Here is a 25,244-nt window from a genome sequence, read left to right as displayed (position 1 = left end):
GCCGCGCCGCCGATCGACGGGGTGGATGCTCGAGGCGGCCTTATTAGCGGTGACATACCGCATTAGCGGTGACATACCGCGCCGGACGTTGTGCCTCGGACAAGAGCGGGCCGCTTCGACGGGCGTCAGCGGCCGGCGGAGTCTCCTGAGATACCGGAGGTTCGACCGCTGTTTCCAGGAGCGTTGCCACTGTTCCCGCGATCATTGCCGCTGTTCCCGGGTGCTCCGTTGCCGTTGTTTCCGTCGCCGGTATTGCCGTTGCCGCCGGTTCCAGGAGCCCCCGTCTCCGGCGACTCCTCCGTGGGCTGCGTCGGCTGCTCGGGCTCGGCCGGAGTCTCGGCAGGCTGCGACTGCTCGGGTGTGGGGGCGGGATCGTCCTCGGTCTCGACGGGCGCAGGAGCCTCCTCCGGTTCCTCCTCAACCGGAGTCGTCTCCTCTGGCGCGGGCTCGCTGCTCGGAGTCGCGGGTGGAGTCGGCTGTGCCTCACCGGCGATCACAGCGTCGAGGTCCGCGCGGACGACATCGACGCGAGCCTGCACGGTCCTCGCGCGATCGGCCGTCACCGACCCGCCGGCGAGAGCGGCGTCGAGGGCAGCCTGGAGAGCGTCGAGCGCGGTGGCCGCGCCCCGATAGTCGCTGGTCGACGCTTTTTCGGCCACAGCGACCACGGCGGCATCAAGGGTGCGCGCGGTGTCGTCATCGATCCCCGAAGCCGACGCGGAGCATCCGCTCAGGAGGAGAACGATGGCGAGGACAGCGCCGGAGGCGCGGAGCTGGAGACGCTTCACGAGCGGATGCTCTCGCGCAGCTGGCGGAGATGCTCACCGAGCTCGCCGTCGACCGCGGGCAGTGGTGACTGCGGGCCGTCGAACAGGATCACCACGAGCCCGACCGCGACCGCAACCAGCGCGAGGACCAGGACGAGCAGCCACGGATTCGGCCCGGAGCGACGGGACCTCGCGGGAGCAGGTCCCGTGCGAGGCGCAGGAGCGGCCGATGCACTCCGCTCCGACGGCGCCGGGACCTCCGCAGCAGGGTGGCCCACAGTCTCAGAGCGACGAGTCGGCGCGAACGACTCCGTCGGCCCCATGACCTCGGTGGCGGGGTACTCCGTCGGTTCCTGGACCGGAAGGACCCGAGTCGCCGGCGCAGGCACGTCCGGCACAACGATCGCCGTCGGCGGACCGTCGCGGCGAGGATCAATCAGGCGACGCGCCGACTCCGACACCTGCAGTGCGGTTGGGCGCTCACCGGGCTCGCGCCGAGTCATCGAACCCAGGAGAGAGGACCAGCCGCCACCGAACGACTCCGACACCTCGGGGTCGCGCAGCAACCGCGCGAGTGTGACCTCGATGGCCGAGCCGGTGAACGAGCGGCGACCAGTGAGCGACTCCAGGAGCACGAGCCCGAGCGAGTAGACGTCGCTGGCGGCGGTGAGCGGGCCCCCGTGGGCCTGCTCGGGACTGAGATAGGCAGCAGTGCCAATCAGCGTGCCGGGAGCCGTGATTCGCGTCGCGTCGATCAGCGAAGCGATGCCGAAGTCGGCGAGCTTGGGCCGGAACTCGCGGCTCGTCAGCGGACTCGGCACGAGGAGGACATTCGACGGCTTGACGTCGCGGTGCACGACTCCGGCCGCGTGGACCGTGTGCAAAGCTTCGCCGAGATCGGCGGCCATCGACGCCACGTCGTTCGGTGCAACAGGCCCGGAGGCCAGGCGCTCGGAGAGGCTGGGGCCTTCGGCGAGCTCCATCACCATGTAGGCCTGGCCGTTGGTGTCGTCCCCGCCGTCGTGCGCATCATAAAGAGTGACCAGTGCCGGATGATTCAGAGCCGCCAGCAGACGAATCTCGGAGGCCTTGCGCTGGAGGCCCTGCGGATCGTCGACACCCGGCGCGAACATCTTCAGCGCGACCGAGCGGCCCAAAATCTCATCCCGGGCGCGGTACACCGTCGCCATCCCTCCGCGGCCTATCAGCGTCTCGACCGTGTACCGTCCGCCGATCGTCGTGCCGACGACAGGGGTCTCGCCTGTCCGGTGGGATGCCACGGATCCTCCTCGCGCGGGTGCTGCGGCGTGTGCCGCGCCCCCCGGTGCGACCGTCCTACCAGGGTAGTACGTCCCTCCCTGGTGCCACTCGAAGCACCGGCGCAGAGCTGTCAAGCCGGTGCCTGCCGCTACGTCCGGACGTAGCGTCGAAGGTTCAGACGAAAGGCGACGACATGGACCAGGACCGCACGGAGCAGGACGACCAGGGCTCGACGATCGGCGCGCCGGACGGAGCGGCGCCGGCCACCTCCTCGGAGAGCGAGACGATCGAGAAGGACATGGCGGAGTCTCCCGGCAGCGAGCGCGAGACCGAGGCAAAGCAGGACGAGGACCCGGCCGCAAGCCGTACCGATATCTCCGGCTCGGCAGACGTGAAAGCCGTGCCCGGTACGGGCGGTCCGGATGACGTCGGCACCGTCGAGGTCGACCCCGGCGAGGTTTCGCTGAACGGCAAGCCGTTCCCGGGCCACGCCGGCACGAAGTAGGGCAAGCGGGGCGAAGCCGCAGCTTTGCCCCTCCCGCTACGGAGTGGCGGGAGGCTCGCGCATGATCGGTGGGCGGGTGAACGGGTCGTCCCACTTCGGGAACGGAACGAAAACACCCGGCGGCGACGTGATCGGCGTATTCGTCGTATCCCTGCCGCCAATCGCGATCGTCAACTCGGTCGAATCATTCGACCAAAACAACTCACTGAATACTCTGAGCGAATAACGACCAATCTTCCGCACAGTCCACGCCACCCGATAACCGTCACCGGTAACACCCCAGATATCGTGATCCCCCGACAAATCCCGGACGTAATACTGCCAGCCCTTTTCCTCAAAATACCGGCGCATCGGGTCCAAACCCGCCTCATCACCCGACCCGCCCGGCACATCTTGGTACCTACCAGCCTCAAGGTAATAAGTGTTCCCACTGTTCGACCCAGGGAGCGGCCCGCCGACTCCGCCCGAGCCACCGCCATGCGGAAGCCAATCGACACCGACCCAGGTCCACTCTCCATCGCTGATCTGCAACTGTGCCTCCCGCAACAACTCCTCCACATGCGCATAACGCTCCGCCACGAGAGCAAACTCCTCCTCCTGACTCAACCCCGCAACGTCCTCCCGCGTCAGACCTGCCGCATCCCTCACGTTCCGCTCCTCTCCCGCGCCGCACCCGACGCACACCACCGAGACCAGCAACGCGAGCACGATCACCCGCCACGGCCTACCCCGCACTCGCTTCGCCCACTCCACTTCCTACGACCGCGCAGGCGGTTCGCGCATAATCGGCGGGCGGGTGAACGGGTCGTCCCACTTCGGGAACGGAACGAACACGCCCGGACGAGACGTGAACGGCGTATCTGTCGCATCCCTGCCGCCAATCGCAATTATCAACTCGGTCGAATCATTCGACCAAAACAACTCGCTATACACATCGAGCGAATAGCGGCCATTATCACGCACCTCCCACGCCACCCGATAACCGTCACCCGTGATACCCCAAATATCGTGAGACCCCGACATAGCCCGGATATAATACTGCCAGCCCTTCTCCTCGAAATACCGGCGCATCGGCTCCAAACCCACCTCATCACCCGACCCACCCGGCACAACCTGAAGACGGCTCGCCATAAGGTAATAGCTATTCGTGTGGTTGGATCCCGCCAGCGGCCCGCCGACGCCGCCCGCGCCGCCCCCATAGGGCACTCGGTCACCTCCAATCCAGGTCCACTCTTCGTCGCTGATCTGCAACTGCGCGTCCCGCAGCAACTCCTCCACATGCACGTAATGCTCCGCCGCGAGAGCAAACTCCTCCTCCTGACTCAACGCCGCAACGTCCTCCCGCGTCAGACCTGCCGCATCCCTCACGTTCCGCTCCTCTCCCGCGCCGCACCCGACACTCCCGGCCAGCACCACCACCGTGAGCACGAGTACCCGCCACGATGTACGCGGCACTCCCTTCGCCCTCCTCTACTCCTACGACCGCGCAGGCGGTTCGCGCATAATCGGCGGGCGGGTGAACGGGTCCTCCCACTTCGGGAACGGAACGAAAACACCCGGCGGCGACGTGACCGGCGTATTCGTCGTATCCCTACCACCGATCGCGATCGTCAACTCGGTCGAATCATTCGACCAGAACAACTCACTATAGACATCGAGTGAATAGCGGCCATTATCACGCACAGCCCACGTCACCTGATAACCATCACCCGTCATGCCCCAAATATCGTGAGACCCCGACATCTCCCGGACGTAATACTTCCAGCCCTTCTGCTCAAAATACCGACGCATCGGCTCCAAGCCCGCCTCATCGCCCGAGCCGCCCGGTACAACCTGAAGGCGGCTCGCCATGAAGTAATAGCTGTTCGCACCGGTTGACCCGGAGAGCGGTCCGCCGACGCCGCCGGAGTCGCCCGACCACGGAATCCAGTCCACGCCAATCCAGGTCCACTCTCCGTCGCTGATCTGCAACTGCGCCTCCCGCAACAAGTCCTCCACGTGCGCATAATGCTCCGCCGCGAGAGCAAACTCCTGCTCCTGACTCAACGCCGCAACGTCCTCCCGCGTCAGACCTGCCGCATCCCTCACGTTCCGCTCCTCTCCCGCGCCGCACCCGACGCTTACCACCAACACCAGTAACGCGAGCCCCGTGACCCGCCATCGTCGTCCCCACTCCGTCACGGCTCCCCTCCAACCGCGATGCGGGCGATGGACGCCATCGTCGTGGAGTCGGGCGACAGATAGCCGACGGCCCCACCCGATTGATCGGGAGTCATGTCGTGTGTCGTCACGGCGCGCGTGCCAGGGCCTTCCTCGGAGGAGAACACGTGCACGCCCGAGAGTTCCCGCGGATCCGTTCGATTGGGAGCCGACAACAAGCGACCCACGATCGCTGTGTTATCCGCCGTGGCTTCGGTGGCGTGCACCTCATCGACGTTCAGGTCGGCCACCCCCGTCCCCGTCTGGAAGCCCGGGGAGCCGTAAGCGACGAAGTCGTCGATCCGATGCTCGGTGAGCTGCACCGCGATGGCGACGAGGGTCGACCCGTAGGAGTGGGCGATGACCGTCACCCGGTCAGGCGGGGCATCGCGCCGCGAGTCGTACAGTCCGTCGAGGAAGGTGGCGAAGCGCTCAGCGCCGGAGGTTGCCCGGTCTATCCCCGGCACCTCCGGGAAAGACGGTGCCCGGTAACCGAGCCAGGCGACGACGGCTGTAGGTACACCTCCCTCTCTCAGGGTCTTCAGTTGCAGATCCGCCGCTGCGTCCAGATTTCCCCTGGTTCCGTCGAGCGTCGTTCCCGCGCCGGGCACGTTGATGATCACCGTCGATGCTGTATCGAGATTGCCGATCGAGACGGCCGCCGTCAGCATGCCGTCATCAGACCCGAACCCCACCAATTGCGCAACGTTGCCGCCGCGCCGTGCACGGGCATCCGCCGACGCCAGCCCCGCCGCCAGTGCGCTCACCTGGTGCTCGAACTCCTCCAGCGAAGGCCCACCGGGCGACGTCAGCCCCATCGAGGTCCGCGTCCGCGCCGGATCCGCGACGGCATCGGCGAGCAGCGAACGGGAGGCGGCATCTCGGACGGCGGCCGGCAGACCGTTGAGGCCCGCCAGACCCAGGCGCGTCGACAGGGGCAGCGCGGCGATATCCTCCAGCGCGAGATCCATCGGGGACCACTCCGCCGCCACCTCGGCAGGACTCAGGCCCGGCTCGAGCAGCCGCAGTAAAGCGGGCGGCGCCTGGGAGGAGGCCCGAGCGTCGAGCGCAGTGTTGGTGAGCCCTGCACCGCCCGCCTGCTCGAACGCGGTGGCGATCCGCTCGGCCCAGTTCGCGTCTTCGACGAGCGCGGCAAGAAAGGAGTCGAAGCCGGGCAGCACGTCAGCATACTCAATCCGCGCCCACCAGCAGTCCTCGAGGAAAACGCGCCAAACCGCGCGGAGCAGCACGAGCGGGCCGACTGCCTCGTCCACGAGGACTCGGACACCTCCTGCGAAGACGCGAAGGCGCTCAGGGTCGGCCGAGCTTCGCTCGCGGGTCGGCGAGCCGCCGCAGTATCGGTACCGAGGCCGAGGGGCGAAGCTCACCATGATCGGCTTCGGAATGATCGGCTCTGTACTCGGACGCAGGTCGACGAACTGCTCCAGGCTCAGCGCCAGCGCGAGGACGGGGTCAGCGGAGTCGCGCTGCCGCTGAGCTTCGCGCTCCTGCCACTCGGCGAGTTCGCGTCGACGCCGATTCTCGCAGTCCGCCTGGCCCGCAATGAGGGTCACCTGCGCCGCGAAGTCGCGGAGCTCGTCGATGAGCCGATGCCGATCGCTCACCTCGTCCCGGAAATTGTCGTGAAACATCCGCGAGTACGTGCCCGAGAAGTCGATCATCGCCTGCTCGACCATCGCACTTCTCGACAAGAACTGGCCCTCGAGCACGTCCGCGGCCTGTCGCAGCCGAGTGCACAGCTTCTCGGCGATCTCGGCATAAAACACCACAACTGACACGGCGTCCATCACTCGCGTCCCCCTCTCCAGCGTTATCTTTCGCTGAGGATAGGTCGAGGGCTCGGCACGGCATCGATTCTGGCGCCGCCTCCGCACCGCTGCGTCGGAGGGGCCGCGCCGTCGACGACGCGCGAGAGACGGGCGCAGTCAGGAGGCGAGGCGGGACTTCGCTGACCAGAAGCGCAAAAGGATGCCGGCCAGAAGAGACCCCACGGTGCCGGCAGCGAGATCGCCGAGGGTGTCCTCGTAGCCGACGAAGATCGAGGAGTCGATGAAGCGGTGGCCCGCCCACTCGCCCCACTCCCACAGCACGCCTGCGGTGGTGCCGAAGCACCCGCAGAGCACGACCGCGGGAGTCAGCGGCCCACGTTCGCCCGACACGGTCGGCACGACTCCGGCTCGTGCGGCGACGATGTAGGCGACCGCCGCGACGAGCCCGTTCAGCAGGCAGTGCACCACCAGGTCCCAGCCGACCCACGCCTCGTAGAGATCGAGCACGCTGCTCCAGGACGCGACGAGCAGCGCCCCACCGAACGCCGCGTCGAGCGCCGGCCGAATACCGAGGAATCGCGGCAGCACGAGGCCGATCGCGGCGAGCGCCAGAACGGCGACATCAATCAGGCCCCAACCGATTGCGGCAGCCACGACGCTCGCCGCTCCGACTGCGCGGACGGCGTCGGCCAGCCACTCGCCACGGGTGCGCGGGGGCTGGAGGAAGGTCGCGACGAAGACGGAGACGCTCACGGCTTCGTGAAGCGCAGCACGGCCTGGACCGGCTCGTGGTCGGAGGGTGCTGCAGCGTCGTAGCGGACCGCGTTGATCCCCGCCGAGAGGACGTCGAAAGCGCCGGCGCTGACGACCAGCCAGTCGATCCGCCGCCCCGACGCGGGCGCCCGGTAGTTCGAGAAGGTGCCCCACGCCGGGGTGAGGTGCTGCTCGGCGGCGTCCCAGGAGTCGATGAGTCGGCCCCTGTCGAGCAACGCCCGATAGGGAGCGGTGTCGACATCGGTGTTCGTGTCACCCATTACGATCGCCGGACGGCCGAGCTCGAGCACCCGCGCAGCGACCAGTTCGGCCGAGCGCAGACGGGAACGCCGAGAAACGTGGTCGAAGTGAGTGGCGACGACGGTCAGTTCGCGATGCGTCGCGTGATCGGTGAGCTCGGCGATCACAGCGGTGCGCGGGATGCGGTTGCCCCAGCTGCGCGAGCCTGCAACGTCAGGCGTTGCGGACAGGGCAATCTGACTCCAGTGCCGCACGGCGAAGCGGCGTCGATCGACGAAGAGCATCACGCGTTCTCCGCCGCGGTCGGCGTCGCGGCCGAAACCCAGTGCCTCGAAGGAGGAGCCGAGCGCGTCGTGCACGGCCACGGACTGGTCGGGCAGCGCCTCCTGCACGGCCAGGATCGAGGGCCGCTCCTGCTCGAGGAGCCGCTGAACGAGGGGCCTGCGGCGCTCCCACCGGTCGACGGCGCGGGAGGTGAGACGCGGCATCCGCCGGCGAATGTTGTAGGTCATCACATGCAGGTTGGGCGCCTCGGTGTGGCCGATCAGAGGCGTCGGGTCGATCATTTCGCCAGCCTACGGGGGTGAATCGGAACCCTCCGGAGGCTTGCGGTGACGGCTCCGGACGGCTCTAGTCTTCGGACATGCCTCTTTCCTCCGCCCTCTCCTCTCTCGGCGACGCGTCCTTTGTCTCGCTCACAACCTTCCGCAAGAACGGCGTCGGAGTGTCGACTCCGGTGTGGATCGCCCGGGACGGCGACGAGCTGATCGTGACCACTCCGCGCCGCAGCGGGAAGGTGAAGCGCCTCCGCAACGACCCGCGAGTGACGCTGGCCCCCTGCGACCGGCGCGGCCGAGTGGCCGACGGTGCCGCAGTGGTGGAGGCGAATGCCACGATCGAGGCGGACGAGGCGGAGGTTGAGCGGCTCGGCCGGGTGTTCCTCCGCAAGTACCGATTCGAGTACCGCACCTTCATGCTGATCGAGCGCCTGGTCAGCCGCGGCGACCGCACCCGCGTGATGCTGCGGCTGACCGACCGCTGACCGCGTCGTCGTCAACTCCGAGACTCGTCTTCGGCCATACACCCCGACGTCCTCCGGAGGAAGGCCTGGGTTACCCTCTGTCTCCCGGCTTACCGTGGGGCGATCGCCGATGTTCCTGCGCGAGTCCAGCGCGCGCATCGGAGACGCAGAAGGAGTACGCAATGAGCATCGGAGCAGGGATCTTCCTCCTCATCGTCGGCGCGGTCCTCGCCTTCGCCGTCGACGCGCAAGTGTCCGGTATCGACCTGAAGCTGGTCGGCTACATCCTCATGGCAGCAGGAGCGGTCGGCCTGATCCTCGGGCTGGTCCTGTTGACGCGCCGCCGCCAGGCCGTGTCGACCACGCGCTCGGCCGTCGACCCGGCCAGCGGCGAGCAGGTCACCCGCCGCTCGAGCGAGACCGACGGCCCTCTGGTCTAGGCACGCGGAGGGGGGCACGCGGAAAGGGATGGGCCGATCGGCACCATCCGCTCAGCCCTCCCGCCGCGAGGCCCCCTACTTCGTGGGCTCTTCCGGCTCGCCTCCGGACACGGTGTCGGTGTCGCCTCCGCCGGAAGACGTGTCTGTTCCGGAGCCGTCGGGGAGGTCCTCGGTCTTCTCGGTGTCGTCGCCTGTGGTGCGGTCGGTGCTCATAGCGCTCTCCCTTCGCGTCGGCGCTCTGCCGACCCTCCCACTCTGCTCCGCCCCCGCCCGACGGCGCAGGGGGTAGCGGAGGCGGATGCGGGCGTGACAGTGCGCCGCTCAGTGCCAGGTCTTCCCCAGCGAGGCGCGAGCGGAGACGACCGCGGGGTGGGTACGCGAGAGGGGCTGCGCCTCGACGAGCCGGTGCTGCACGGCCCCGTCATCGACGCTCCAGAGCCCGAAGACCGTCCAGTGCGGGCGTCGGTAGGACCACCATCGGACTCCCGCCCAGCACCTAGCGCCGTGGCGCTCCTCCCGGAAGATGCTGAGCGCCCACGCCTGACTCACCGCCCGCACCCTCGTGACGACCTGGGTTGGCCGAAGCGAGCGCTCCACGAGATTCGCGGCGTCGTCCAGGTCGAGGAGAGGGGTGTCATCGGAAATCTCGAAGACCCCGAGGACCCGGCGACCGAGCGGGAGCCAGGGAGTCTCGAACATGTCGTCCGACCAAGTAGCCAGGTCGCCGAAGGACTCGCCCACGGCTACCTCCGGCGTGTGGCCGAAGTACCACGTCGTGTAAGAAGCAGGATTATCGAGCCTCGAGAATCCCTGAGCGGGCTGATACACGAAGTCGGGGTGCCCCGATTCGCCGATCCTCGCCGCCGGATCATAGGCGAAAACCCGATAGACCAGCATGCCTAAGCCATGGCCACGTCGAGTGCCCGGATGACCTCCGTGCTGCCAGAACTCCTCAGAACATCAATAGGCCGAGCACCGTCGAGGGCAGAGTTGGCGCCGGTCAGCCAGTCGACAGCGGCGCGCCCTGACCAGGCCTGCCGCGCCTTCGCGACGACGTAGTCGAGGTCGAGCAGTAGCTGACTCGTTCGGGGCCCTGGCTGCTCGTTTCCACGACGCCACTGCGACGGCTGGCTGCGGTTGACGTCGAGAAGTCTCGCGACCTCCGCTCCACTTCCGAGGGATTCGATGAGGAGCGCTACCCGCACCTGTAAGACGGACTCGATGGCGGACTCGTCGCTCTTGTGCGCCATCGCCATCGTCACGGCGCGAGGCCGCCGTGTCTGCTGCTCCGCGTGGATGGATGCCATGTCACTCCGCCCTTCGATCCCAGGAAAAGGAACCGTGCGCCACGCTATCACCCAACCCTTGCGTTGGGCGTCCCGTGGCGCAGTGGACGCGGGGGCTTACTCCTCGACAACGATGGTCGTGATCACCGGGTTGCGGCGGTGGCGGCGGGTCAGCCAGCGTCCGAGCGTCCGGGTAATCAACTTCTCCATTGCGTCGCGGTCAGTGGGCGAGCCAGCGGCCTGCAGAACCGCCTCGTCGATCGCCTTGCTCGCGTTGGCCTTCCAACCCGGCTCCTCAACGAAGCCGCGGGTGAAGAACTCGACCGACTCGCCGAGCGTGCCGCGATCGACATCGACGATGGCGAGGACGGTGATCGCCCCCTCCTCCGCCAAGACGCGGCGATCGAGCATGGCGTCCTCGGTCGCGACGCCCATCGTGGTGCCGTCGACCAGAATGTGGTCGGCCTCGATCCGGCCGCTGATGCGGGCACGGCCCTTGACCAGGTCAAGCGAGACGCCGTCCTCGATCACGAAGACGTCCTTCTCGTCGATCCCAGTGCGGGTCGCGATGGCCGCATTCGCGGTCAGGTGGCGCCACTCGCCGTGCACGGGCAAGACAGCGGTCGGGCGGAGGATGTTGTAGCAGTAGGCGAGCTCTCCCGCGCTGGCGTGACCCGAGACGTGCACCTTGGCATTGCCTTTGTGCACCACGGTCGCGCCCCACCGGGTGAACGCGTTGATAATCCGGTAGATCGCGTTCTCGTTGCCGGGGATCAGCGAGCTGGCGAGCAGCACGGTGTCGCCCGGTCCGATGTCGATGATGTGGTCCTTATTGGCCATGCGCGAGAGCGCAGCCATCGGCTCACCCTGGGATCCGGTGCAAATCATCACGATCTCGGTCGCGGGAAGCTTCTCGAGCACCTTCATGTCGACGACGAGGCCGGCGGGGATCTTGAGGTAGCCCAGCTCGGCAGCGATCCCCATATTGCGGACCATCGAGCGGCCGACGAAGGCAACCTTGCGGCCGTGGCGCTGCGCGGCGTCGAGAACCTGCTGGATGCGGTGCACGTGGCTGGCGAAGCTCGACACGACGATGCGGCGCGGCGCGGTGCGGAACACCTGGTCGATCGCGGGAGCGAGGTCGCCCTCCGAGATGGCGAAGCCTGGCACGTCGGCGTTGGTGGAGTCGACCAGGAAGAGATCGACGCCCTCATCCCCGAGGCGAGCGAAGCCGGGGAGGTCGGTCGTGCGCCCATCGAGCGGGAACTGGTCCATCTTGAAGTCGCCCGTGTGCAGGACGAGGCCCGCCTCGGTGCGGATCGCGACGGCGAGCCCGTCCGGGATCGAGTGATTGACGGCGAGGAACTCGAGGTCGAAGACGCCCGCATCGACGCGGTCGCCCTCCTTGACGGGGCGGGTGCGCGGAGTAATGCGGTGCTCCGTGAGCTTCGCGGTGATCAGCGCGAGCGTGAACGTCGACGCGATGATCGGGATGTCGCCGCGCTCTTTGAGCAGGTACGGGACGCCGCCAATGTGGTCCTCGTGGCCGTGGGTCAGAACGATCGCCTCGATGTCCTTCAGGCGCGAGCGGATCGCGGCGAAGTCGGGGAGGATCACGTCGATCCCTGGCTGGTTCTCCTCGGGGAACAACACGCCGCAGTCGACGATGAGCAGCTTGCCCTTGTGCTCGAAGACAGTCATGTTGCGGCCGATCTCGCCGAGGCCACCAAGCGGCGTGATCCGCAGGGCACCCTTCTCGAGGGGCTTGGGCCTGGGGAGCTCGAGGTGGTGGCGGGCAGGCTTCGCGGTTCTGCTGTTTCTCATGTGTGCTTTCCGGAGGGAGTGGCGGGACGCGTGCGCACGGCGCCGGTCCGACCGCGCGCCCGGACGGGCCGCGGTGATGTGTCGCTCCGGCGCTGTCGCGCGCTGTCGGGAGCGGGTTGAGGTGTGCGGGACGGGGCCGGCTCGCCGCTGTCGTGCGGAAGGAGCCGTCCGTGCGGCGCACCTGAGCGCACCGACCGTCTTGTACAGCATGCCAGCGTTCGCTGTGCCGCGCGTGCAGGGGCGGGATCCGGCGACTAACGCGGCCTCTACCCAGTCGACTCGGGTCGACGTCAGCGGCCGGCTCGAGCGCAGTTTTCGGACTTTAGTGCAGTTGAGGGAATCTGGATAAACTCCCTAAACTCGCCGCCGCGCGGGCAACGCACTCGATCGAAATGGGCGTTCCGAGCAACCTGCTGCGTCCGGATGCGTCTCGTCCCGCGCAAGGCCCAGCGCGCGGGCGCCCGGCTCCGCTTGACTGGGAGGGATGCGCCGACAGTCGGCGTGCCCAGGAGGCGACATGGCGAACCACCGTTTCGAGCTGCGGTCCGGCCGAGGGATCGGCGTCTCGGCGGCGGGCGATCCCGTCGCCGACCGTCTGGTCGTGTTCTGCCACCCGACCCCCGGTGCGGGCGGCTTCGACCCCGACCCGACGATCACCGGACCCTGGGGGCTACACCTGCTGATCCTCGACCGCCCCGGCTACGGCGCCTCTGACCCGGTCGATGCCGCGCACGGCCGCGTGGAGGACCGCGCCGATGACCTGGCCGAGTACCTGCGTCGATCCGAACGGACGGCCCGCATGGTCGAGGGCGCGCGCTTCGGCAGCATCGGCGTGGTGGGCTGGGGGTCTGGAGGCGTGTTCGCCCTCTCGCTCGCCGCCCGGCACCCCGATCTTGTCGACCGTCTCGCCGTCATCGGCACCCCGGCGCCGCCGCAGGCCGGCGTCCTCGTCCACCCCACCGGCGCGTGGGAGCGGCGCGAGATTCTCCCGGACGAGGACGCCACCGCGATCGGTGCCTCCCTGCCGCAGACGCAACCGGGACTCGACGCGCTCGGCATCGACTCCGACGACCCGGTCCTCGCGAGCTATGTCGGCCTGCGCAATCGGCTCGAACGGATGCTCGGCGAGGGCTGGCGGCAGGGGCCGGGCGGAGCCGCGACCGACCTGGCCGCACTCCGGCACGGCTCCTGGGCGGACGATCTGGACCGGGTCGCCGCCGACACTCTGCTCGTGCACGGCGACGCGGACCCGGTCGCCAGCGCGGAGGATGGCCGCTGGTACCGCGGGCGACTCGACCGCGCGCGCACGGTCACCGTCGCCGGCACGGGTCGGCTGGCGCTGGTGCGGGAGTGGCGGCGCATCCTCGACCACGTCGCTCCGCTCGAACGAGGAGCGGAGGGGCGGTGACCCGGCTCGGTACGGGCCCGCTCGTCCTCGTCTCGGCGATGGCGATCTCGGGAGTGGTGCATCTCGTGCACCCGCAGACCTTCGACGCGGTCGTACCGCGCAGGATGCCGGGCTCGGCCCGCGGCTGGGTCCTCGCCTCCGGAGCGGCGGAGCTGGCCTGTGCCGCCGCGACTCTGCTGCCTCGCACTCGCGCCGTCGGCGGACTCGCCTCCGCCGCGCTGATGGCCGCCGTGTTCCCCGGGAACGTGCAGATGGCGAGGGATGCACGGCGCCCGCGGACCCGCGCGATCACCCTCCTGCGCCTGCCGCTGCAGATTCCGCTCGTGCTGTGGGGGCTCCAGGCTGCTCGGTCGCGCTGAGGGCACGACGCAACGTCAGCTGAGACGAGGTCTCATCCGCGATGGTGGATGAGGATGCCTCTCAGCTGACGTTGCGCGCCGCCGCAAGCCCGTGCGCCCTCGAATGGGCCGCTGCTACCGTCCAGACATGAGCGACCAGAGCGCGGACGACCGCCACGACCAGCTGACGAGCGCCCCGAAGGCGGCGGAGGCCGACGCGGCCCCCCGCATCGACATTTCGACGACGGAGGCCGGCGACACCCGCATCGACATCCGCGAGGACGCTGCCGTGCGTCCCGGCCGGGTGGACGAGAACGGCGACGAACTCGACGAGAGCCGGGACGATGCCTGAGCGCCGCCGCGCGGCGATCGTCTACAACCCGGTCAAGGTCGAACTCGAGACGGTGCAGGCCGCCGTCACGCGCGCCCAGGAGGCCGCGGGCTGGGAGGAGACGCTCTGGTACGAGACCTCCGTCGAGGACCCGGGAGCCGGACAGACCAAGGAGGCGCTAGCCGCCGGGGTCGACGTGGTGATCGCGGCGGGCGGCGACGGCACTGTCCGTGTGGTCGCCGAGGCGCTGCGCGGCGGGGACGCCTCGCTCGCCCTGCTGCCCTCCGGCACCGGCAACCTGCTCGCCCGCAACCTGGACCTCACTCTCGACGACATCGACAATGCGCTCACCGTCGCCTTCTCGGGGAAGGATCGCGCGATCGACGTCGGGCTGATCGACATCGAGACACCTCAGGGCCGGGACCGGCACGCCTACGTCGTCATGGCGGGCCTCGGGATCGACGCGAAGATGCTCGCGAACACCGACGACGATCTCAAAAAGCGCGCCGGCTGGCTCGCGTACGTCGATGCGCTCCGCAAGGCGCTGCTCGATAAGAATCAGCTCGAGTTCCGCTACCGCTTGGACGGCTCGAAGACCCGGAGGGTGCGCGCACACACGATCATCGTGGGCAACTGCGGCGCCCTGCCCGCGAACATCCTGCTGCTGCCGGACGCCGCGGTCGACGACGGCGAGTTCGACATCGTTTTGCTGCGGCCGGATGGCTTTATCGGTTGGGCGCAGATCATCTTCAAGGTGGTCTGGGAAAACGGCGTCCTGCGCCGCAGCGGTGCTGTCGGGAAGAAGCTCATGGGCCTGACCAGGGAAGTCTCGGCCCTGCGGTACGTGAAGGGCCGAGACCTCACGGTTCGCCTCGATCGTGCGCAGGAGATCGAGCTCGACGGCGACTCGTTCGGCTCCACGTCGGCATTCCACACCTGGATCGAGCCGGGCGGCCTCACAGTGCGCGTCCCCGCCTAATTGCCCCCGGCGCGCTGAGGTGCCCGACTCTGCTCCGGCTCGGCGGGAATCGGAGCACTCTCGGGCACCTCAGTGTCGGCGATAGCGGGGTGTCAAGGAGGCACGGGAGAACTCGGCGAGCCGATACCGTCCCTGCATGGGCTTCTTCGACCGCAACGACCCCTCGACCCTCCAACCCGATCAGCGCCAAACGGTGTGGACCGACGGCTTCGGCCGGTTCGCGCTCCGCTGCCTCCAGGTGGTCGTCGTACTGCTGCTCGCCTCGGTACTCGTCTTCGCGATGACGCAGCTGACGCTGGTGCTGATCCCGGTGATGATCGCCCTGATCCTCGCGTCGGCAATTCACCCGGTCCTTCGCTGGATGCGGCGCAAGGGCGTGCCGTCGATCCTCGCAACCTGGCTGGCTCTCATTGGGCTGCTCGCGATCCTGGGTGCGGTCGGCTGGCTGATCACTGTCGCCGTGCGCAACCAGTGGGATGAACTGGTGAGCAGCGCCTCGGACGGCATCACCTCTCTGCGGGACTACGTGCAGCACCTGCCGTTCCAGATCACAGACGACCAGATCGAGAATGCCAGGCAGTCGGTCGTCGGGTTCCTGACCTCGAGCTCGTTCGGCACCGGCGCCCTGGCCGGCGTCTCGGCGGCGGCCAACTTCATCACCGGCCTCGTGCTCATGATCGTCGTGCTCTTCTTCTTCATGAAGGACGGGCCGAAGATCTGGGAGTTCCTCCTCCGCCCGTTCACCGGGTCGAGCTATGAGCGTGCCCAGCGCGTCGGGCATAAGGGCGTCGAGGTGCTCGGCGGCTACGTTCGCGGCACGGCGATAATCGCGGCGGTCGACGCGGTCGGTATCGGAGTCGCGCTGGCCATCATCCAGGTGCCGCTGGCCCTCCCGCTGGCCGTCATCGTCTTCCTCACGGCGTTCATCCCGATCGTCGGAGCAACGGCCGCGGGTATTCTCGCCGCCCTCGTCGCTCTGGTCGCGAACGGGCCCGTCGCGGCGCTGATCGTCATCCTCGTCGTGATCGCGGTCAATCAGCTTGAGGGCAACTTCCTCCAGCCGGTCGTGATGGCGCGCTCGCTGAAGCTGCACCCGCTGATCGTGCTGATCGCGCTGACCGTCGGCACGGTCCTGGCCGGGATCGTCGGGGCCGTGCTGGCGGTGCCGATCGCGGCGGTCGTCTGGGGCATCGTCACGGTCTGGAATGGACCGGACACGCCCGCCGAGCCCGCGCGGCAGAAGCGCGCCGAGACGGTCTGAGCGGGCACCGGAGGAGGGCGCGAGCCCGGGGGGACGCGGATCCGGCGCTAAGTTCAGGAAAATCGGCGCACCGTGTGACAGAAACAGTCGCGCTCGGGGGCAGTGATCCCGTACAGTTAACTCATCTCCTGGGCGATCGCCCGAATTCCATGGCTGAGAAGTCGCAAGACGAAGAGACAAGTCGCACGACGAAGAGACTCAGCCCCTGATAGAAACCGCACAGATCGAGCGCATTGTCCTCGGTCCCCCGGTTCGAACGCCCGCCTCGCCCGCGGGTACCGCCCTTCACAGGACGCCGCGGAAGCCGCGCCGTTCCTCGTTCGACCCCCGTTCCGCCGACTCTGTCGACGCACGGGACGTTCTCCCCCGCAGAGCCGCCCTCCTCCGGAGTCGCGTGCTCAGCCTCTAAGACGACCCGGACGACTCCGGCCGATGCGTGTTTCACCCGCAGAGGTCGAGTCGAACGGGCACCGCACACTCGTGCGGACTCTGACGACGTCGGCCGCGGTCGGCGTCATTAACACATAAGGAAAAGAAATGGCTACTGGCCTCGTTAAGTGGTTCAACTCCGAAAAGGGCTTCGGCTTCATCGCTCCCGACGACGGTGGCGACGACGTGTTCGCGCACTTCTCTGCCATCGCGAAGCAGGGCTACCGCGAGCTCATCGAGAACCAGCACGTCGAGTACGACGTCGAGCAGGGCCGTAAGGGCCCGCAGGCCGCGAACATCCGCGGCGTCGGCGAGTAATCTCCGACTTCTGACGCCCCGTCGACCATGATCTCCGGATCTGGTCGGCGGGGCGTTCGTCGTCCCCCGCCAGATCGCACAGTCGGACCGGCGGATCGGTATCCTCTCCGTGGCAGCTTCCGACCACAGGGAGCCCACGATGCGACGGGACTCCTGAGTGTCGGCACGACCATCACGGCGGAGACAATGGGACGACTAATCTACGGACCGCAAGCACTCGAGATCGATTTCGACGACCGACTGCTCGCCCACCTCAAGGTCGCAATGTTTACCAAGATGCGGCGCAACGAAGCGTTCAGCCTGTCCTGGCCGGAACCCGAGTCGACGGGCTACGGCCGCAGTTCCGTGTGGGTCCACCCGTCCACTCCGCTGCACTACCGCTTCTTCGGCAGCAAGAGGCCCGCGCTGAACCGCGCATGGATCGAGCAGCTCGTGGCGAGCGCCAACAACACGGGTGAGATGACGGTGACGGCGGAGCCTGCCGAAGGCGCGTGACGCTCAGACCACGAGCGGACGTGCGGTATGCACGAGTTCCTCGTGCGGCAGCGCCCGGAGACGCGCGGCGATTTCGGTCCGCGCAGTCGCGTCGACCGCGGCCCAGGCGTACTCCTGCGGGCGCAGCGGAGTGACGGTCACGAGGTCGGCGTCTCCGGTTGCGAGTTCGAGGCGCTCGGGCAGCCCGGGGCTGCGAAGGCCGAAGAGCACCCCGACCTTTCCCTGATCGTCCGTCCATGCGGCGGGTGCGTCTGCTCCGCCGAGGCGGGCGGTGTCGAGGCCGGCGCGGCAGCAGACGCCCTGGAGGGTGGCGCGGCGCGCGGCTTCGTAGAGCAGGCGGAAGTGCCAGTGCTTCCAGAACTCGGCGGTCGGGACTCCGCGAACCGCTGAGGTCTCGAGGCAGAGCTCGAGTCCGAGGCCGATGCCGGGATGCGCGAGCCGGTCGAACGGGTCGCTGAGCCCGTCGGTGGTGATCACAACGGAACTGCCGCGGTCGACACGAAGGAAAGCACGGTGAGCGGTGGGCCAGCGGGCGCCGCCGCGGATGCAGGGATCCTCGGTCGAGACGACGACAGTGCGGTCAAGCGTCCCGATCCCTCGCCACGCCGTCGCCCTGTCCTCAGCGACGGCCTCGGCCAGCGCGCGTCGCTCGTCCTCTGTCCAAAGGACTTCGCGCGTGCGGTTCAGGAACAACGACATAGGACTCCCCGTCCGCGCGGCCGTCGTGCCGCGCTCCCGGAACGCTACGGCGCTAGCCCCCGGTCCTCCTCCGAGCGACCGGAGTACTTGCTGGACGCCGGCCCCCAACCCGCCCCCGTCCCCGCGAAATGTCGCGAGATGCCCTCCAACGGACGAGATTGGCCGCCGAGCCGGGGCATGTCGTCCGTCCGTCGCTCTTTCGCGAGGTGCGCCGCCCGCACGGCTACGGGCTGAAAACGAGATCGGGAGAAACGGACGAGATCGCAGGAATCGGCGGGGTGTTTCGTCCGGATTGGCCGATGTCGCGACATTTCGCGGATGGCGAGGGGCGGATGGCGAGAAGGGAAGGAGGGACGGGGTCAGCCCAGGGGGTTGGTGCCGTTGGTGCGCCAGCGCTCGTCGGCAAGTTGGGGCGGGGTGCCGTCGCTCGCGTTCTCGCCCAGGGGGGCGCCGGACTCGGCGGGCACGGCTCCGAGCGACGTGCCGGCGCCCTCCGCGGTGCTGCCGGGAGCAAGGAGTCCCTCCTCGTCCTCGCGGGCACCAACCTCGTCCTCGGGCGCATTCTCGGAGCCACTCTCGCTCATGGGGTCGTAGCCGTGGTCGGGGTCACGACTCTCGTCGGCACTGGTGTTCTCCTCGACCTCGGCGTCAGCGGGGCGGACGTCGTCTGCCTGCTCGACGTCGGACGACGACGTGGCCTCGAAGCCTGCGAATTCGGGGCTCTGGTCTGCGCTCATGGCCGCCACGGTAGCACCGGCGATCCGCGCGCTGGAGGGGCTTCCGCTGCGTTCACGGAACCCCCTCCTTTGAGCCTCACGCCCTAGGCTCGGGGGGCGCGCCACAGCGGCACGGACGATGGGAGCGACATGCGACGACTCGGATACGACAGGTTCGGCGGGCCCGATGTGCTCTCCTGGCGTGAGGCTCCGATCCCGATGCCGCGTCGCGGAGAGGTCCTCGTGCGCACTCGCGCGGCGAGCATCAACGCGACCGACGAGAAGATTCTGTCTGGCTCCGCGCGGATCATGGCTGTTGGCCGCTCGCGCCCGTACGGCTTCGGGCTCGATATCGCGGGCACGGTGGAGGCTCTGGGTCCCGGCTCACACTCCGTTGCCATCGGTGATCGCGTGGTGGGGATGACCCGCGATGGCGACGCCTTCGCCGACGCGTCGATCGTGCGCAGCCGTTCGCTCGTCCCCCTGCCCGACTCTCTCGACTTCGTGCAAGCGGTGACACTGGCCATGTCAGGAGGCACCGCGATCGGCCTGGTCGACGCCCTGCATGTGCGTGCCGGCGAGCGGATCTTCGTCGGCGGCGGATCCGGAGCCATCGGGAACCTGACGATCCAGCTGCTGGTGCGCGCAGGCTGCACTGTCGCCGCGACCGGCTCGGCCGCCTCCGCTGATGTTCTGCGCGCCCTCGGCGCTGAGCCGCATGACTACCATGCTCTCGATCTCGGGGTGTTGGCGGGGCGCTTCGACGCGGTCGTCGACATCTCGGGGCATCTGGCGGTCGACGACGCGGCGATCCTCCTGACCGCAGGCGGCCGTATCGCGACCCTCGTCCCCAGCGGCCCGGCGCTCGGTGCCCAGGCGGTCGGCGTGGTCCGACGCGACCGACCGCGGGTGCGCAACCTCATCGTGGTGGCGACGGCGGAGCGGATCGGCCGCGCGGTCTCGCTGGCGTCCTCCGGTGAGCTGCGCCCCGAACCCGGGGCCGTGCATCCGCTCGGCGCAGTCATCGACGTGCTCTCGCGCCGCGCCACAGGGGCGGACCGCACGATCGGCAAGATCGTGTTCACGACCGACGACTCGGCCCCGCTCCACTGAGCGCCGGGGTGCCTCGAGATCCGTCTGCGCAACGAAGGTTCAGAGCGCCGATCCTGCCGCATCAGGCGTGATTCGCGCTCTCAGCCTTGGTTATGCAGGCCGAGGCAGCTGCAGCGCTCGCAGGGAGCGGCCCGCGAGGGTAGCGGCAGGAGGCGCGCCGGACAAGGCCGAGAAGCGGCCGCATCGGCCCGGTCAGGATGATCGCATGCCCGCTTCTCCCCGTTCGTTCCCGTATCCCCTCGGTGTCTCCCTCCGCGGCAACGCGGGCGCCAACGTCGCCATCTACTCCGAGACCGCGGACAGCGTCGAGGTCTGCCTCTTCGAGACGTCCGGAGCGGAGACTCGCGTCACCCTGGAGGAGCGGACCGGCCACGTCTTTCACGGCATCGTCCCTGACATGCGCGTCGGCACCCGCTACGGCCTGCGCGTCGACGGCCCCTGGGACCCCGCCAATGGCCTGCGTCACAACGCCGCCAAGCTTCTGCTCGACCCGCATGCCACCGCGATCGAGGGCTCTTACACCTGGTCCGAGGACGTCTTCGGGCATTTCCACCAGGAGCCGAACCGCCAAAATCGAGCCAACTCCGCCCACGCGGTGCCGCGCTGCGTCGTGACCGACCCCGGCTCCTTCGACTGGAGCGGCGACACCGCGCCGCGCGTTCCACTCGAGGAGACGGTCATCTACGAGGTACACGTGAAGGGATTCACGAAGCTGCACCCCGACATTCCGGAGGACATCCGGGGCACCTATCGCGGCCTCGCGCACCCCGCGGCGATCAAGCACTTCACCGACCTGGGCGTCACCTCGGTGGAGCTGCTCCCCGTGCACCAGTTCGTGCAGGACTCGCACCTCGAGGAAAAGGGCCTGCGCAACTACTGGGGCTACAACTCCCTCGGCTTCTTCGCTCCGCACAACGAGTATTCGCATGCGGGTGACGACGGCTCGCAGGTCGATGAATTCAAGGCGATGGTGAAAGCGTTCCACGAGGCGGGACTCGAAGTCATCCTCGACGTGGTCTATAACCACACTGCGGAGGGCAATGACAAGGGCCCGACCCTCTCGTTCAAGGGCATCGACAACGGCTCCTACTACCGGCTGGTGGAGGAGGACCGTACCAACTACTTCGACACCACGGGCACCGGCAACAGCCTCAACGTGGCGCATCCGGCCGCACTCGGCCTCATCATGGATTCGCTGCGCTACTGGGTGACCGAGATGCATATCGACGGCTTCCGCTTCGACCTCGCTACCACGCTGACCCGCCAGAGCGGCGAGGCGGAGGTGCACAGCGCGTTCCTCGACCTGATCGCGCAGGACCCGGTGCTCGCGCCCGTCAAGATGATCGCGGAGCCGTGGGACACCGCGGGTTACCAGGTCGGCGGCTTCCCGGCGGACTGGTCGGAGTGGAACGGGAAGTTCCGCGACGACGTGCGCGACTTCTGGCACGGCGCCGACTCGGTACTCGGCACGACCGCGCAGCGCGTGCTCGGCTCCCCCGACGTCTACGAGGCCGACCGCCGCTCGCCGCTCGCGAGCGTCAACTTTGTCACCGCTCATGACGGCTTCACCCTCGCCGACCTCACCGCCTACTCCCGCAAGCACAATGCGGCCAACGGCGAGAACAACAGCGATGGCGAGAGCGACAACCGCTCCTCCAACAACGGCGCGGAGGGACCGACCACCAACGCGGCGGTCAATGAGCGCCGCGCTCGCATGCGCCGCAATTTCCTCGCCACCCTGCTGCTCTCGGCGGGAGTGCCGATGATTCTGGGCGGCGACGAGATCGCGCGGACCCAGGGCGGCAATAACAATGCCTACTGCCAGGACGACGAGATTTCGTGGTTTGACTGGGAGAACGCGGACCGTAAGCTGTTCGCTTTCACCCGCGAGTTGCTCGCACTGCGGGCCGCCGAGCCGGCGCTGCGCCCGAAATGGTTCCGCCGGGCGCCGGGCTACGGCGGCACCGACACCGTCGACATCCTGCGCTCGGATGCGGAGGGCTTCGCCGACGAGGACTGGGACAACGCGGATGCCCGCTCGATCACGTTCGTGTTCCAGCACGAGGGCAGCGCGAGCTTCGCCCTGCTGCTGAACGCGGCCGAGAACGGCGTCGAGTTCACGGTGCCGAAGGCGCCCGGGGCAGAGTGGACGCTTGCCGCGTCCAGCGACCCGGAGCAGGTCGTCGCGGGCGAGGTCACCACGCTGATCGTCCGCGACGGTTCGTTTACGCTGCTGCGGTCGGCCTCCTGATGCCGGGCCGAGCCCGGCGACGGCTCCGCTTCGGCGGGCGCATCGCGGGGTTCGGCACAGCCTCGGGCACGCGGATCGTGCTCGGGCTCTGGGGGCAGACGCCCTTCGGGGCATTCGCCGACGCGATGATCGAGACGGGAGATGGCCACCGACTTCTGATCGCGCCGACCCGTGAGATCGCCGACTTCATCGGGTCGACCTACGCCTTCGATGAGATCCTGGTGGCGCCAGTGGAATGGCGGAGAATCGCCGGCGGTCTCTCTGTTGCGGCCGGTCCCCTGCGGGCGAGGCTGCGACTCGGCTGGCTCACTCCGCTCGGGCGCCTGCTGCGGGCGGTACCGCGGCCGGTCGCCGAGCATCCCGCGTGGCTGACCGCGATCTCGCCGGTCGCGTCACTGCTCGTGCGCGGCGTCAGCACCGCCGGCTCGGCGGGGCACGGGCGGCGGGAGTACTACGGCGTGCGGGCGATCCGCCGCGTCGACGGCGTCGAGGCGACTTTCGCGGAGGCGGACCTCGGCCCGTTGCGGCCGCTCTCGCCTCCCGTACGCTTTGGCTTTTCGTCGGCTCCCGCTGCTCCGGCGATTGTCGATGTCACGACCACCATTGCGCTACCGCGCGAGGGGGCCACCGCGCGTCTGCGCGACCGAGAGAGAGGAAGCGCCTCGTGAAGAAGGGCGACAAGATCAGTTGGAACACCTCGCAGGGCGAGACTCACGGGGAGCTCGTCGAGAAGAAGACGAAAGAGTTCCACTTCGAGGGGCAGAAATTCAACGCCTCGAAGGACGAGCCGTACTGGATCGTGCAGAGCGATAAGACGGACGCGAAAGCCGCGCATAAGGAGTCGTCGCTGACGAAGAAGTGACCTATTCGGCGTCCTCGCCCTTCGCGAGGGCGCGGCGCAGTGCCCGCACATCCCGGAAACCGGCCAACTGGGCGATCTCGGCCGCGGTGAAGCGCTGTCCGTGCTCCGTCGTGCCGAAATGGCTGCGGGCCCGACGAACCCGCTCCTCGGTGAGCGCGGCCTTTGCCGAGGAGCCGGCCTGAGCGAAAATATGCCGCAGGTTACGCGGCGACCTACCGATCGCCCGCGCGAGCGCTTCGACCGTGAAATCGGGGTCGGTCGCCCGCATCGCGATCACCCTGAGCGCCGCGCGGTGCAGACTCTCGGTGTCTTCCGAGTGCTCCGGTGCCGTGGCCTCGAGAGCGTGCAGCAGAAGCGCTGTCGTGAGATGTCGGAGCCCCAACCCGAAGTCGGCGAACCCCGCCTCCTTGTCGACCATCGCGGAATTGAGGGCGATGTTCGCGGTCGCCGCGACGGCGTCGCGATAGGTCCTCACGGGCTGCACGAACACCATCCCGAGCTCGAGCTCGAGGCGTGCCTGGACAGGAAGTCCGGCCAGATCGAACTCGATCTGGTATCTCGCGACCGGGCGGGTAGCGGCGAACTGGAACGGCGATGACCCACCGCCAGGGAGGACCGCAACGTCGCCCGGGCTGATGACCCTCGACGCCTCGCCCCAGGTCGGCACCTGGAGGGTCGACTCGCCCTCGATCTGCACGATTAAGAGGGCCGTGGGCGAGCGGCGTGCAATCTCGTATGACCCCTCGCTGTGCCACACGCGGGCGGCTCCGAAACCCTCGAAACGGATCTCGTCCGACACAAGTCGGAAAGTCGTATCGAATTCTCCCAAAAAGCCTCTCTCGGCTAGCCATTGCTGGGCATCTTCGCCTTGCAGAGAGAATTTACGGCGTAGTGAATCGGGTGACATAAGCCCTCCAAAAGCTCAGCAGTACATCGAGCAAATCGACAGGATCTCGTTAATCATCGACGCACTCAAGAATAATCTTGCGCGCATGTTTCACCCAATGGATGCGGTGCTCGCAAGTTCCGGCTTGGGCGAAACTATTTCCGGCCCAGCGACTCGTTTGCCCCGCTGACCTGGCAATGCTTCGTCTGTCCCCCTCATCACAGACGAAAGTACGAGCACATGACAAAGAATTCCTTCGACAAGTTCCGCGACGTCGGGTCACCCCTCACCGAGTGGACCATCCCCGCCGAGGACGGCGTCCACCGCCGCACCATCGTCAAGGGCGCCGCCTGGACCATCCCGGTTGTTGCTGTTGCGGTTGCGACGCCTGCTGCTGCGGCGTCGAAGACGCCGACGCTGGCGTTCACAAAGGCGTCGTATAGCGGAGTCGCTTGTGGCACCATCACCGGCGTGCAGGTCAAGCGCACCTCTGACGGAACCACTGCCGATGCCGGCCAGGTCATCACGGTGACGCTGAAGGACGGCTACAAGTTTAAAGACGGTTCGACGACCTACAGCGCCACGAGCGGCACGGACGGCACCATCACCCTTCCGGACATCATCGTCCCGGCTGCAGGCGGGGACAGCACCTTCAACGCGACGTCCGGGACTCTCAGCGCATCCGCGCCCGTTAAGACAGCGAAAGCTAAGATCGCCCATTCTCAGCAATACGGTGCTAACACCGCATCCACGACTTATGCGGCACCTCAAGGAGACGGACTCACGGCAGTCGGCTACGGAACCTTCCTTAATACTGCCGGCCAGCTTTTCCACAACGAGACCGAGCAGGCCACGGGAGTCACCTCCGCGGTCGGCGAGAACAACGGCACCTACGACACGGCAACCTATGTCGAGAACGGTGTAGCCAAGGCGCAAGAGTACGGGACGAAGACGACCACCACGACCTACAAGGCGCCGACAGGAGCCGGCCTTAAAGCCGTCGGTTATGCAACCTTCCTGAACGACGCCGGTACCCTCTGGCACAACGAAGT

The 25,244-nt window shown here is 67.9% G+C and carries 29 protein-coding genes and 1 pseudogene; 15 read left to right on the top strand and 15 right to left on the bottom strand.

Annotation, left to right across the window (positions count from 1 at the left end; translation table 11 throughout):
- Positions 1–125: 125 nt before the first annotated feature.
- The gene (locus HRF29_RS12050; protein WP_173249088.1) at positions 126–788 is read right to left on the bottom strand and encodes a hypothetical protein; all 663 of its coding nucleotides are present in this window, start codon (positions 786–788) and stop codon (positions 126–128) included.
- Positions 785–2,047 carry a protein kinase domain-containing protein gene (locus HRF29_RS12045; protein ID WP_173249087.1) on the bottom strand — a complete coding sequence of 421 codons (1,263 nt, stop codon included), beginning with the start codon at positions 2,045–2,047 and terminating at the stop codon, positions 785–787. Before HRF29_RS12045 ends, HRF29_RS12050 begins: the two co-directional genes overlap by 4 nt.
- Before the next feature lie 173 nt (positions 2,048–2,220).
- Between HRF29_RS12045 and HRF29_RS12040 the strand changes: the two genes are divergently transcribed.
- A complete protein-coding gene (locus HRF29_RS12040; protein ID WP_187698424.1) occupies positions 2,221–2,532 on the top strand; it encodes a hypothetical protein in 312 nt (103 codons plus the stop codon).
- Positions 2,533–2,568: 36 nt separating this feature from the next.
- Here the strand turns inward: HRF29_RS12040 and HRF29_RS12035 are convergent, their stop codons facing one another.
- From HRF29_RS12035 to HRF29_RS12010, 6 genes are all read right to left on the bottom strand, one after another.
- Positions 2,569–3,246 carry a hypothetical protein gene (locus HRF29_RS12035; protein WP_173249086.1) on the bottom strand — a complete coding sequence of 226 codons (678 nt, stop codon included), beginning with the start codon at positions 3,244–3,246 and terminating at the stop codon, positions 2,569–2,571.
- A 42-nt stretch (positions 3,247–3,288) separates the two neighbouring features.
- Complete coding sequence (locus HRF29_RS12030) at positions 3,289–3,987, bottom strand: hypothetical protein (RefSeq protein ID WP_173249085.1); 699 nt, start codon at positions 3,985–3,987, stop codon at positions 3,289–3,291.
- 21 nt (positions 3,988–4,008) lie between these two features.
- Positions 4,009–4,620 (bottom strand): hypothetical protein, encoded by a 612-nt coding sequence (locus HRF29_RS12025; RefSeq protein ID WP_173249084.1) that lies wholly within the window; start codon positions 4,618–4,620, stop codon positions 4,009–4,011.
- An 89-nt stretch (positions 4,621–4,709) separates the two neighbouring features.
- Complete coding sequence (locus tag HRF29_RS12020; protein WP_173249083.1) at positions 4,710–6,539, bottom strand: alpha/beta hydrolase; 1,830 nt, start codon at positions 6,537–6,539, stop codon at positions 4,710–4,712.
- 138 nt (positions 6,540–6,677) lie between these two features.
- Positions 6,678–7,274 carry a DUF2238 domain-containing protein gene (locus HRF29_RS12015; protein ID WP_173249082.1) on the bottom strand — a complete coding sequence of 199 codons (597 nt, stop codon included), beginning with the start codon at positions 7,272–7,274 and terminating at the stop codon, positions 6,678–6,680.
- Entirely contained in the window at positions 7,271–8,101 is an 831-nt protein-coding gene (locus HRF29_RS12010) for an endonuclease/exonuclease/phosphatase family protein (RefSeq protein ID WP_173249081.1), read from the bottom strand. Before HRF29_RS12010 ends, HRF29_RS12015 begins: the two co-directional genes overlap by 4 nt.
- A 77-nt stretch (positions 8,102–8,178) precedes the next feature.
- Here HRF29_RS12010 and HRF29_RS12005 point away from each other — a divergent pair, with 77 nt between their 5' ends.
- Both HRF29_RS12005 and HRF29_RS12000 read left to right on the top strand, forming a co-directional pair.
- Positions 8,179–8,577, top strand: a complete 399-nt coding sequence (locus tag HRF29_RS12005) for a PPOX class F420-dependent oxidoreductase (RefSeq protein WP_173249080.1) — start codon at positions 8,179–8,181, stop codon at positions 8,575–8,577.
- Between the two features lie 161 nt (positions 8,578–8,738).
- On the top strand, positions 8,739–8,996 hold the full coding sequence (locus HRF29_RS12000; RefSeq protein WP_173249079.1) for a DUF6458 family protein: 258 nt from the start codon (positions 8,739–8,741) through the stop codon (positions 8,994–8,996).
- Positions 8,997–9,071: 75 nt separating this feature from the next.
- Here HRF29_RS12000 and HRF29_RS11995 read toward each other — a convergent pair whose 3' ends face one another.
- The 4 genes from HRF29_RS11995 to HRF29_RS11980 form a co-directional block, all read right to left on the bottom strand.
- On the bottom strand, positions 9,072–9,209 hold the full coding sequence (locus tag HRF29_RS11995; protein ID WP_173249078.1) for a hypothetical protein: 138 nt from the start codon (positions 9,207–9,209) through the stop codon (positions 9,072–9,074).
- 108 nt (positions 9,210–9,317) lie between these two features.
- Positions 9,318–9,893, bottom strand: a complete 576-nt coding sequence (locus HRF29_RS11990; protein WP_173249077.1) for an RES domain-containing protein — start codon at positions 9,891–9,893, stop codon at positions 9,318–9,320.
- A 2-nt stretch (positions 9,894–9,895) separates the two neighbouring features.
- On the bottom strand, positions 9,896–10,303 hold the full coding sequence (locus tag HRF29_RS11985; RefSeq protein ID WP_222929647.1) for an antitoxin Xre/MbcA/ParS toxin-binding domain-containing protein: 408 nt from the start codon (positions 10,301–10,303) through the stop codon (positions 9,896–9,898).
- A 96-nt stretch (positions 10,304–10,399) separates the two neighbouring features.
- On the bottom strand, positions 10,400–12,106 hold the full coding sequence (locus HRF29_RS11980; protein ID WP_187698423.1) for a ribonuclease J: 1,707 nt from the start codon (positions 12,104–12,106) through the stop codon (positions 10,400–10,402).
- Positions 12,107–12,623: 517 nt separating this feature from the next.
- Between HRF29_RS11980 and HRF29_RS11975 the strand changes: the two genes are divergently transcribed.
- The 7 genes from HRF29_RS11975 to HRF29_RS11945 all read left to right on the top strand — a co-directional run bounded on the left by HRF29_RS11975 (position 12,624) and on the right by HRF29_RS11945 (position 17,665).
- Positions 12,624–13,514 (top strand): alpha/beta fold hydrolase, encoded by an 891-nt coding sequence (locus HRF29_RS11975; protein WP_173249075.1) that lies wholly within the window; start codon positions 12,624–12,626, stop codon positions 13,512–13,514.
- Positions 13,511–13,873, top strand: coding sequence for a DoxX family protein (locus HRF29_RS11970; protein ID WP_343043733.1), 363 nt, complete (start codon positions 13,511–13,513; stop codon positions 13,871–13,873). The genes HRF29_RS11975 and HRF29_RS11970 overlap by 4 nt, the downstream gene beginning before the upstream one ends.
- Positions 13,874–14,000: 127 nt before the next feature.
- Positions 14,001–14,204, top strand: a complete 204-nt coding sequence (locus tag HRF29_RS11965; protein ID WP_173249074.1) for a multidrug transporter — start codon at positions 14,001–14,003, stop codon at positions 14,202–14,204.
- Positions 14,197–15,162: a diacylglycerol/lipid kinase family protein gene (locus HRF29_RS11960; protein ID WP_173249073.1), complete on the top strand. Its 966-nt coding sequence runs from the start codon at positions 14,197–14,199 to the stop codon at positions 15,160–15,162. Before HRF29_RS11965 ends, HRF29_RS11960 begins: the two co-directional genes overlap by 8 nt.
- 136 nt (positions 15,163–15,298) lie before the next feature.
- Positions 15,299–16,423 (top strand): AI-2E family transporter, encoded by a 1,125-nt coding sequence (locus HRF29_RS11955; protein WP_173249072.1) that lies wholly within the window; start codon positions 15,299–15,301, stop codon positions 16,421–16,423.
- 537 nt (positions 16,424–16,960) lie between these two features.
- Positions 16,961–17,170, top strand: a complete 210-nt coding sequence (locus HRF29_RS11950) for a cold-shock protein (RefSeq protein ID WP_173249071.1) — start codon at positions 16,961–16,963, stop codon at positions 17,168–17,170.
- 186 nt (positions 17,171–17,356) lie between these two features.
- A complete protein-coding gene (locus HRF29_RS11945; protein WP_173249070.1) occupies positions 17,357–17,665 on the top strand; it encodes a DUF7882 family protein in 309 nt (102 codons plus the stop codon).
- 3 nt (positions 17,666–17,668) lie between these two features.
- Here HRF29_RS11945 and HRF29_RS11940 read toward each other — a convergent pair whose 3' ends face one another.
- A complete protein-coding gene (locus HRF29_RS11940) occupies positions 17,669–18,364 on the bottom strand; it encodes a hypothetical protein (protein ID WP_173249069.1) in 696 nt (231 codons plus the stop codon).
- Between the two features lie 359 nt (positions 18,365–18,723).
- Positions 18,724–19,101: a relaxase family protein gene (locus HRF29_RS11935; protein ID WP_173249068.1), complete on the bottom strand. Its 378-nt coding sequence runs from the start codon at positions 19,099–19,101 to the stop codon at positions 18,724–18,726.
- Between the two features lie 129 nt (positions 19,102–19,230).
- Between HRF29_RS11935 and HRF29_RS11930 the strand changes: the two genes are divergently transcribed.
- From HRF29_RS11930 to HRF29_RS11915, 4 genes are all read left to right on the top strand, one after another.
- A complete protein-coding gene (locus HRF29_RS11930; RefSeq protein WP_173249067.1) occupies positions 19,231–20,193 on the top strand; it encodes an NADP-dependent oxidoreductase in 963 nt (320 codons plus the stop codon).
- Positions 20,194–20,398: 205 nt separating this feature from the next.
- Complete coding sequence (gene glgX, locus HRF29_RS11925; RefSeq protein ID WP_173249066.1) at positions 20,399–22,444, top strand: glycogen debranching protein GlgX; 2,046 nt, start codon at positions 20,399–20,401, stop codon at positions 22,442–22,444.
- Complete coding sequence (locus HRF29_RS11920; protein ID WP_173249065.1) at positions 22,444–23,112, top strand: hypothetical protein; 669 nt, start codon at positions 22,444–22,446, stop codon at positions 23,110–23,112. Before glgX ends, HRF29_RS11920 begins: the two co-directional genes overlap by 1 nt.
- Positions 23,109–23,306, top strand: a complete 198-nt coding sequence (locus HRF29_RS11915; protein WP_173249064.1) for an HVA1 family protein — start codon at positions 23,109–23,111, stop codon at positions 23,304–23,306. Before HRF29_RS11920 ends, HRF29_RS11915 begins: the two co-directional genes overlap by 4 nt.
- 1 nt (position 23,307) lies before the next feature.
- Here the strand turns inward: HRF29_RS11915 and HRF29_RS11910 are convergent, their stop codons facing one another.
- Complete coding sequence (locus HRF29_RS11910; RefSeq protein ID WP_173249063.1) at positions 23,308–24,105, bottom strand: AraC family transcriptional regulator; 798 nt, start codon at positions 24,103–24,105, stop codon at positions 23,308–23,310.
- 327 nt (positions 24,106–24,432) lie between these two features.
- Between HRF29_RS11910 and HRF29_RS11905 the strand changes: the two are divergent.
- Positions 24,433–25,244, top strand: a pseudogene (locus HRF29_RS11905) (hypothetical protein); the annotation flags it as partial.

Origin of the sequence: Rathayibacter agropyri (assembly GCF_013249015.1) — a bacterium.
GTDB classification, from domain to species: domain Bacteria; phylum Actinomycetota; class Actinomycetes; order Actinomycetales; family Microbacteriaceae; genus Rathayibacter; species Rathayibacter agropyri.
This window is presented reverse-complemented; position numbering and strand designations above follow the sequence as displayed.